The sequence below is a fragment of the Streptomyces sp. BPTC-684 genome (genome assembly GCF_030028635.1).
GTDB lineage: Bacteria > Actinomycetota > Actinomycetes > Streptomycetales > Streptomycetaceae > Streptomyces > Streptomyces noboritoensis.
Genome location: NZ_CP124863.1, coordinates 2,635,661 through 2,645,000, shown reverse-complemented (window position 1 = coordinate 2,645,000; position 9,340 = coordinate 2,635,661). Strand labels below are relative to the sequence as shown.

6 protein-coding genes and 2 rRNA genes (1 of these 8 only partly in view) are annotated in these 9,340 nt (G+C 68.9%); 3 read left to right on the top strand and 5 right to left on the bottom strand.

Annotated elements, in window-relative coordinates:
- From QIY60_RS11795 to QIY60_RS11785, 3 genes are all read left to right on the top strand, one after another.
- A 23S ribosomal RNA gene (locus tag QIY60_RS11795) occupies window positions 1-1,402 on the top strand (it extends 1,723 nt beyond the left edge of the window).
- A gap of 78 nt (window positions 1,403-1,480) precedes the next feature.
- Window positions 1,481-1,597 (top strand): 5S ribosomal RNA (gene rrf, locus QIY60_RS11790).
- Window positions 1,598-1,679: 82 nt separating this feature from the next.
- Window positions 1,680-2,234, top strand: coding sequence for a GNAT family N-acetyltransferase (locus QIY60_RS11785; RefSeq protein ID WP_283142373.1), 555 nt, complete (start codon window positions 1,680-1,682; stop codon window positions 2,232-2,234).
- A gap of 49 nt (window positions 2,235-2,283) precedes the next feature.
- Here the strand turns inward: QIY60_RS11785 and QIY60_RS11780 are convergent, their stop codons facing one another.
- The 5 genes from QIY60_RS11780 to QIY60_RS11760 all read right to left on the bottom strand — a co-directional run bounded on the left by QIY60_RS11780 (window position 2,284) and on the right by QIY60_RS11760 (window position 9,260).
- On the bottom strand, window positions 2,284-3,951 hold the full coding sequence (locus QIY60_RS11780) for a type VI secretion protein (protein ID WP_283142372.1): 1,668 nt from the start codon (window positions 3,949-3,951) through the stop codon (window positions 2,284-2,286).
- Window positions 3,952-4,061: 110 nt separating this feature from the next.
- Window positions 4,062-5,486 carry an ATP-binding protein gene (locus tag QIY60_RS11775; protein ID WP_101389321.1) on the bottom strand — a complete coding sequence of 475 codons (1,425 nt, stop codon included), beginning with the start codon at window positions 5,484-5,486 and terminating at the stop codon, window positions 4,062-4,064.
- Between the two features lie 24 nt (window positions 5,487-5,510).
- Window positions 5,511-7,061, bottom strand: coding sequence for an SCO6880 family protein (locus tag QIY60_RS11770; RefSeq protein ID WP_283142371.1), 1,551 nt, complete (start codon window positions 7,059-7,061; stop codon window positions 5,511-5,513).
- Window positions 7,058-8,425, bottom strand: coding sequence for a hypothetical protein (locus tag QIY60_RS11765; protein WP_283142370.1), 1,368 nt, complete (start codon window positions 8,423-8,425; stop codon window positions 7,058-7,060). Before QIY60_RS11765 ends, QIY60_RS11770 begins: the two co-directional genes overlap by 4 nt.
- On the bottom strand, window positions 8,415-9,260 hold the full coding sequence (locus tag QIY60_RS11760) for a hypothetical protein (protein ID WP_283142369.1): 846 nt from the start codon (window positions 9,258-9,260) through the stop codon (window positions 8,415-8,417). Before QIY60_RS11760 ends, QIY60_RS11765 begins: the two co-directional genes overlap by 11 nt.
- Window positions 9,261-9,340: the final 80 nt, after the last annotated feature.

The following is a 9,340-nucleotide window of genomic DNA, read 5'->3' as shown; positions in this document are numbered from 1 at the left end:
ACGTTAAGGCTGAGACCTGATGCCGAGCCGATTGTGGTGAAGTGGATGATCCTATGCTGTCGAGAAAAGCCTCTAGCGAGTTTCATGGCGGCCCGTACCCTAAACCGACTCAGGTGGTCAGGTAGAGAATACCGAGGCGTTCGGGTGAACTATGGTTAAGGAACTCGGCAAAATGCCCCCGTAACTTCGGGAGAAGGGGGGCCATCACCGGTGATCGGATTTACTCCGTGAGCTGGGGGTGGCCGCAGAGACCAGCGAGAAGCGACTGTTTACTAAAAACACAGGTCCGTGCGAAGCCGTAAGGCGATGTATACGGACTGACGCCTGCCCGGTGCTGGAACGTTAAGGGGACCGGTTAGCTTGGATTCGTCCAGGCGAAGCTGAGAACTTAAGCGCCAGTAAACGGCGGTGGTAACTATAACCATCCTAAGGTAGCGAAATTCCTTGTCGGGTAAGTTCCGACCTGCACGAATGGCGTAACGACTTCTCGACTGTCTCAACCATAGGCCCGGTGAAATTGCACTACGAGTAAAGATGCTCGTTTCGCGCAGCAGGACGGAAAGACCCCGGGACCTTTACTACAGTTTGATATTGGTGTTCGGTTCGGCTTGTGTAGGATAGGTGGGAGACTGTGAACTCTGGACGCCAGTTCAGGGGGAGTCGTCGTTGAAATACCACTCTGGTCGTGCTGGATGTCTAACCTGGGTCCGTGATCCGGATCAGGGACAGTGTCTGATGGGTAGTTTAACTGGGGCGGTTGCCTCCTAAAGAGTAACGGAGGCGCCCAAAGGTTCCCTCAGCCTGGTTGGCAATCAGGTGTTGAGTGTAAGTGCACAAGGGAGCTTGACTGTGAGACCGACGGGTCGAGCAGGGACGAAAGTCGGGACTAGTGATCCGGCGGTGGCTTGTGGAAGCGCCGTCGCTCAACGGATAAAAGGTACCCCGGGGATAACAGGCTGATCTTCCCCAAGAGTCCATATCGACGGGATGGTTTGGCACCTCGATGTCGGCTCGTCGCATCCTGGGGCTGGAGTCGGTCCCAAGGGTTGGGCTGTTCGCCCATTAAAGCGGTACGCGAGCTGGGTTTAGAACGTCGTGAGACAGTTCGGTCCCTATCCGCTGTGCGCGTAGGAGTCTTGAGAAGGGCTGTCCCTAGTACGAGAGGACCGGGACGGACGAACCTCTGGTGTGCCAGTTGTCCTGCCAAGGGCATGGCTGGTTGGCTACGTTCGGAAAGGATAACCGCTGAAAGCATCTAAGCGGGAAGCCTGCTTCGAGATGAGGGCTCCCACCACCTTCGAGTGGGTAAGGCTCCCAGTAGACGACTGGGTTGATAGGCCAGATGTGGAAGCCTCGTAAGGGGTGGAGCTGACTGGTACTAATAGGCCGAGGGCTTGTCCTCAGTTGCTCGCGTCCACTGTGTTAGTTCTGAAATAACGAGCGGCCGTGTTGTTGCCCGGTTTCGTTAATTTCATAGTGTTTCGGTGGTCATAGCGTTAGGGAAACGCCCGGTTACATTCCGAACCCGGAAGCTAAGCCTTTCAGCGCCGATGGTACTGCAGGGGGGACCCTGTGGGAGAGTAGGACACCGCCGAACAATCATTGCGGGAAGCCCCGCACCATGATCCGCAAGGATTAATGGTGCGGGGCTTTTCTGCGTTTCATGGCAGGATCTGGCCATGGATCACGTGATACGCCCCGTACGGGCCGATGAATGGCGCCAGGTCAAGGAGCTCCGGCTGGCCGGGCTCGCCGACCCCGCCGCCCCTGTTGCCTTCCTTGAGACCACCGAGCAGGCCAACGCCCACCCGGACTCCTTCTGGCAGGAACGTACCGTCGGCGCCAGCAGCGGCACCGGCGTCCGCCAGTTCGTGGCCGAGGGCCCCGACGGCACCTGGGCCGGGTCCGTCGTCGTCCTGGTCGAGCAGGCCGGGAACGTGGACTTCTTCGGGGTGGACATCGAAGCCGCCCAGGGGCATGTGGTCGGCGTCTTCGTACGCCCCGAGTTCCGGGGCATCGGGCTCACCGAGAGGCTCTTCGAGAGCGCGCTGGAGTGGGCCTGGTCCTTGGAGGAGCCGCGGCTCGAACGCGTACGGCTCTATGTGCACAACCAGAATGAGCGGGCCGAGGGCTTCTACCGGAAGTTCGGGTTCGTAGCGACGGGGAAGACCGCGCCCGGGCCGGCCGGGATGCCGGACACCCACGAGGTGGAGATGGTGTTCCCCCGCCCGTAGTCGTAGCCGACAGCCCGAGGCCCGCGCTCCTTTAGGTCGAACCCGGCCGTTACGGCGCCAGCGTCTCCGTCCAGCGGGCCCGGGCCTGTTCGGCCGAGCGGAGCAGGACCAGGGTCGGGAGGCCCAGGTCCTGCCCGGTCGACAGGAGTTCGGGCAGCCGGGGCAGCGGCGCGACCGCGGCCACGTCGTCCAGGACCAGCGTCATTGGTGGGTCGAGCCGACCGTCGGGTGACCGTTCGGCCATGCGGCGGCCGCGCTCGACCACGTCTGAGGCGAGGGCTGTGAGGAGCGGCATCGCGGCGGGGCGGGACCGCGGATCCTCGATGGCTTCACCCACCACGTAAAGCGTGCCCCCTTCCGCGGCGAATGATTCCAGGGCGAGCGAATCCGCTCGGTTCGGTGTGCAGGCCTCGCGGATGTGGATCGAGGAGAGCGCGTCGAGCGCACGGGCCGTCAGCTCCTGGGCGATCTCCCGGCGTTCTGGGTGCGCGGTCAGCGCCGACTCCAGGAGGCCCGCCGAGCCGCTCATGGCCTTGGGGTGGGTGCGGAGTATGCGTACGGCCTCGTGGGCGCCGGTGCCCTGGGCCCAGCGGTGCATCTGCTTGACCGCCTTGCCGTCCCGGCTGTCCAGCGCGGCCGCGTGCAGCCAGCACCGCAGCAGGGTCTCGGCCGTGTCGGCCATCGCGGCGTCTATGCGCGCCTGCGGGCGTACGGGCGCTAGCAGCGCGGTCGCGCGCGTCGCCGCCACGTCCGCGTCCTCGCAGCCGCTCGTGGGCGACCAGTGCAGCCGGGCCGGGGTGTCGCAGAGGTGCCCCGGGTCGTATACGTGCACAGGGCCGAGCTTCGCGCGCGCGTCCTTGGTCTCCGCCCAGAGGGTGGGGTCCGAGGTGATGACGAGCGCGGCGCCCTCGGCGTCCTGGATGGCCTGCACGGCCGTGGGGCGGCGGGCGTCGGGGCCGCCGTAGACGAGCCGGGGCGGGCGGGCCGCGCGCGGCGACGGGAGCCGCCCGACCGCCGGGCCGTCGGGCTGCCAACTCGCCGTGCCGGGTGCCGGGGTGAGGGCCGTGCCGCCCTCGGCGCCCGCGGACCCGTCCGTACGTACCGTACGAGCCGCCCCCGTGCCCGCGGCCGGGCCCCACGCGCGCGTGGCCGAAGGATCGGCGCCCCAATCGGCCCCCGCAGGGGGCCCGCCGGCCGTCGCAGCACCCGGCCCCGCGTCCGCCACCGGCGGCGGCCCCGCCTGAGTCGGAGTCGGAGCCTGAGGCTGATGTGTAGGCGTCCCATAACCGCCCGGTTCGCCGCCCCCGCCCCCCTTCAGGCCCAGCACCGGATTCCCCGGCATCGCGGCCGCCGCCTTGGCTCTCGCGCGTACCGCTCGCCAGCGCGACCACGTACCCAGGGCGAAGATGAAGAGGACCAGGAGCACCAGCAGTTGGCCGATGAGCAGGCCCCAGAAGAGGCCGTAGCCGGAGAGCTGGGCCGCCGGGGTGTCCGGCCAGGCGGCCGGGAGGTCGTGCGGGGCCTGGATGAGCTGGCGCATGGCGAGCGGGGTGCGGGTGAACGTCACTGCGTCCGGCCAGGCGCCGTGGCTGAACAGGCCCGCCAGGCCCGTCGCCGTCCAGACCAGGACCGTGAGGCCGAGCAGGAACGCGAGCAGCCCGATCAGCAGGGAGTCGGGGATACCGCGCTCCTCGCCGCGGGAGCGGGACTCCGGCATGTCAGGCAACCTCCGGCGTGTCGGGCCAACTTGCGCGTGTCGGGGAACTTCCGTGGTGTGGGCGGCCGTTGATCCGGCAGGCCCCTTGGGGAGAGGGGCCTGCCGGACCGTCAGGCCACGGTCGACTCGGGGGAGGAGGTGCCGGACATTTGCTGTTCCATCAGCGCTGCCCTGCGCTCGCTCTCCGACTCCAGCTGGCTCTCCAGCTCATGGGCGAGTACGTCATCGGTCGCCGCCGACTCCGTCATCGCCCGGTCGGTGAAGACCAGCGGCCGTTCCCGCTCGGTGACCAGGTGTTTGACCACCTGGACATTGCCGTTGACGTCCCAGACGGCGATACCGGGCGTGAGCGTCGGGATGATCTCGACCGCCCACCGCGGCAGGCCGAGGACCCCGCCCGTCGCCCTCGCCTCGTCCGTCTTCTGGGCGTAGATCGTCCTGGTCGACGCCATCTTCAGGATCGCCGCCGCCTCCCGCGCCGCCGCCCCGTCCACCACGTCCGACAGATGGTGCACCACCGCCACGAAGGACAGACCGAGGCGCCGGCCGAACTTGAGCAGCCGCTGGAAGAGCTGTGCCACGAACGGCGAGTTGATGATGTGCCAGGCCTCCTCCACCAGGAAGATGCGCTTCTTGCGGTCGGGCCGGATCCAGGTGTGCTCCAGCCAGACGCCGACGATCGCCATCAGGATCGGCATCGCGATCGAGTTGCGGTCGATGTGCGAGAGGTCGAAGACGATCAGCGGGGCGTCCAGGTCGATGCCGACCGTGGTCGGTCCGTCGAACATGCCCCGCAGGTCGCCGTCGACCAGCCGGTCCAGGACGAGCGCCACGTCCAGGCCCCAGGCCCGGACGTCGTCTATGTCGACGTTCATGGCCACCGCCGAGGCGGCCTCCGGATGGCGCAGCTGTTCCACGATGTCGGTGAGGACGGGCTGCCGGTCGGTGATGGTCTCGTTGACGTAGGCGTGCGCCACCTTCAGGGCGAAGCCCGACCGCTCGTCCAGGCCGTGCCCCATCGCCACCTCGATGATGGTGCGCAGCAGCGCCAGCTGGCCGGTGGTGGTGATCGCCGGGTCCAGCGGGTTGAGCCGGATGCCGCCGTCGAGGGCGGCCATCGGGTCGAGCCGGATGGGAGTTATCCCCAGCTCGCGCGCGATGAGGTTCCACTCGCCGACGCCGTCCTCGCCCTGGGCGTCGAGCACGACGACCTGCCGGTCGCGGAACCGCAGCTGGCGCAGTACGTAGGTCTTCTCCAGGGCCGACTTGCCGTTGCCGGACTCGCCGAGGACCAGCCAGTGCGGCGCGGGCAGCTGCTGGCCGTACAGCTGGAAGGGGTCGTAGATGTATCCCTTGCCGCTGTAGACCTCGCGGCCGATGATCACGCCCGAGTCGCCAAGGCCGGGCGCGGCCGTCGGCAGATAGACGGCCTGCGCCTGACCGGTGGAGGTGCGCACGGGCAGCCGGGTGGTCTCCACCTTCCCGAAGAGGAAGGAGGTGAAGGCGTTGGTGAGCGCGGAGAGCGGATCTCGCATGAGCAGGCCCCAATCAGCTCTCGGCTAGCGGCGGATGCCGGTCGCGAACGGCAAGGTGTTGACGAAGGCCCGGTGGTGCTCGCGGTCGCACCACTCCAGCTTCAGGTACGACTTGCCGGCCGAGGCGCGGATGGTGCGCTTGTCCCTCGCCAGGGCCTCGGGGGAGCGAGCCGACACCGTGATGTACCCGACGAGGTTGACTCCTGCCGCACCGCTGGCGAGATCTTCACCCCGTTGGTCGAGGCGGCCGTGGGCGGCGATGTCGCGCGGGTCGACGGTCCGGTTCATCTTGGCCGCGCGCGAGGCCTCGGCCTCGTCGTTGGTCTTCTCGGTGAGCATGCGCTCGATGGCGACCTCGGTGGGTTCGAGGTCCATGCAGACCGCGACCGTACGGATCACGTCCGGGGTGTGGACGAGCAGGGGGGCGAGGAAGTTGACGCCCACGGGGGTCATCGGCCACTCCTTCACCCACGCCGTGGCGTGGCACCAGGGCGCGCGCGTGGACGACTCGCGGGTCTTGGCCTGGAGATACGTGGGCTCGACGGCGTCCAGCTCGGCGGGCCAGGCGTTGCGCTTGGTCATGGCCTGGATGTGGTCGATGGGGTGGTCCGGGTCGTACATGGAGTGCACGAGCGAGGCGAGCCGCCCCTGGCCGAGCGGCTGGCGCACCCGGATGTCGGCCTCGGCGAGCCGGGCGCAGATGTCGGTGAGCTCGCGGGCCATGACGACGGCGAGCCCGGCGTCCTTGTCGAGTTTGCGGCCGGGCTGGGGGCGGGCGGCGCGGGCCATGGCGTGCGCCTCGGCGGCGAGTTCGCGCGAGTACTGCATACAGGCGACGAGATACGCGCGGTGCTGCTCGCTGGAGGTGGACACCATGGACTGGAGCTGTTCGTACGACTCCTGGAGCCAGCCGGGTGAGCCGTGGTCGCCGCGCTGGGCGACGTCCTTGGCGTGCGCGTCCGGGTCGGCGGGCAGGGTGCGGGCGAGCATCTGGAGGCGGGTGACGAACCCGTCGCCGTTGGCGACGTGCTTGAGCAGCGTGCCGAACCGGTCGACGAGGGCCTCCTGGTCCTCCGAGTCGCGCAGGCCCACGCCGGGGCCCTCGATCTCGATGGCGGCGGTGACGGTCCGGCGGTCGGCGTGCAGCAGGACGGCGATCTCGTCGGGGCCGAAGGGCGCGGCGAGCCAGCTGATCCGGCCGATGCCGGGCGGCGGGCCGACCTCGACCTCGCGCCCGTCGCCGCGCACGCCCGCCTCCATGGCGGCGGAGCGGTAGGTCGTGCCGCGCCGCAGCGAGCGCTTGTAGCTGCGGTTGATCTCGAACCACTTGTAGAACGTGCGGTGCTTGTACGGGAGGTACACCGCGGCGAGCGCCAGCATGGGGAAGCCCATGAGCAGCACGATCCGCAGGGACAGGACGGGGACCAGCAGTCCGGCCATCATGCCGAGGAACGCGCCGCCGATGATCAGCGCGATCTCGCCGGTCTCGCGGTTCTTGCCGACGATGGCCGACGGCCTGGCCCGGCCGATCAGATACGTGCGGCGGGGCGAGACCGGTTGGGACTGGGTCGTCAACGCCCTCCACCTCCTGTGCTGTTGTTGCCTTTGTTGCCGGTGTTGCGGCTGCTGTGCGGGGTGCCGCTGGTGGGTCCGGAGCCGTTACGGGGCGGGGGTGCGGCGGAGGGGACGGATCCGCCGCCACCGCCGCCGGAGGAGCCCCGGCTGCTGTGGGCGGCCACGCCGCCGGACATCGGGTTGGCGGGCCGGGGCTGGGCGTTGTTGCCGGCCTGGTTGCCGCGGCTGCTGTGGGTCTTGATGCCCTGGGAGACGAGGGCGGCCGGGGAGGAGATCACGGCGGCCGCCTGGGAGCCGTCGGTGGCCTGCTTGCGGTTGGTGCGGGCGGCGGCGATCTCGTCGCCGAAGCCCGGTACGAAGCGGTAGATCATCGCGGAGGCGAAGATGGCCAGGAGGATGATGGCGAGGCCGGAGACGACCGCCTGGAAGGAGTCCGGCCCCTTCCCCGCCGAGAGCGCGCCCGCCAGGCTGAGGACGATCACGATGATGGGTTTCACCAGGATGACCGCGATCATGATCCCGGCCCAGCGGCGGACGTGGCCCCACATGTTCTTGTCGACGAGTCCCGAGTACACGACGACGCCGAGCAGCGCTCCCACGTACAGCAGGAGGGCGCGGATGTAGAGCTCCAGGAAGAGGATGCCGGCGGCGAGGATGGTGACCAGGGAGACGACGATCAGCATGATCGGGCCGCCGCCGATGTCCGTACCCTTCTTCAGCGCGTCCGAGAACGACCCGAAGAAGACGTCGGTCTGGTCGCCGGTGCCGGAGGCGATGACGTCGGTGACGGCGTCGGTGGCGTTGACGACGGTGTAGAGGATCAGCGGGGTGAACGCGGAGGCGAGCACGGTGAGCCAGAGGAACCCGACGGCCTCGGAGATCGCGGTGGTCAGCGGCACTCCGCGGATCGCCCGCTTGGTGACGGCGAGCAGCCACAGGACGAGCGTGAGGATGGTTGCGGCGGCGAAGACGACGGCGTAGCGGCCGAGGAAGGCGGGGTTCGTGAAGTCCACCTTGGCGGCGGTCTTCACGAACTTGGAGAGCGTGTCGACGACCCAGACGGCGGCGTCGGCGCAGCCGCGGGCGAGGGAGGCCAGGGGGTCGGCGGGGTCGCCGGGGGCGACGGTGCCGCCCCTCTGCGGCGCGCCCGAGGACCCGCTGTCGCAGTAGTCCCGGGCAGGCCCGGAGATCAGCGAACAGGGGTTGCCGCTCTTGTCCGGCGCCGGTGACGGCGACGTGCCGGGCGCCGTTGGAGTCGGCGTCGGGGCCGCCGCCGCGCGGGCGGCGAACAGGAAGACGGCCGTGTGCAGGACGGTCACCGACGTGACGAGCGCGCGCGTACGGCCGCGAGGGCTACCGGGCATACGTGAACCCTCCGAATTCCTTGACGGCGTTCGCGATCTCCTCGGAGCCGGACACGGTGTTGTCGCCGGTGACCGGTGTCGGGCCCTTCTTCTGCGCGGTCTCCAGGACCTTCCAGTCCGACCCGTTCCAGGCCAGCTTGAGCGTCATCGTGAACCAGTTGGTCGTCACCGGCTTGGTGGACTTCTCCCCGGTGAGGCCGAACAGGCCGATGCACCACACGTCGACGCTGGTGGCCTGCGGCGAGTAGCTCTGCACCTTGGTGCCCGCCGGGACCGTCCGGTTGACGAACGTCGTGCCCGCGGGCGCGGCGCCGTCCGCGGTGAGGCCGATCTGCTGGTTGAGGCCGGGCGAGTAGTTGGTGTCGAAGCCCGACTGGAGCTTGTCCTTGCTGGAGGCGTCCGCCACGGCCTCGACGATGGTGTGCCGGTGCGCGGTGTTGAACATGCCGTCGGAGCCCAGCGCCACCGCGTAGTTCGCCGCAGCCGACTGCGCCCCCTGTTCCGTCTGGGGGAAGCCCGTCGCGATGCCGGCCGTTTTGCCCTGGACCGGGTTCACGCCGGTCGCCGCCGTCGGCTTCGGGTCGGCGTGCTTGGGGTCGTCGGAGGAGGTGTCGCCGCCGTCACCGCGGTTGGCGAAGGCGATCGCGGCGACGAGGAGGACCACCACGCCGACGACCGTGAGCAGGGAGCGCGAGGCGCGGACGGGGCGGCGGGCGCCGCCGTACACGTCGGCGCCCTCGCCCTCGGGCAGCCGGGTGCGCGTCTGGCGCGTACCACCGACGGTGCTGTACGCGTCCTCCGTGCGCCTGGAGTCGTGCTCGTCGCCGAGGCTCATGCCGCGTACGCCCCCTCAACCCTTCGCTGGTCCGTCGTGTAGTACGACGGTAGCCGTGCTGGTTCCCGCGCGGGCGCGGT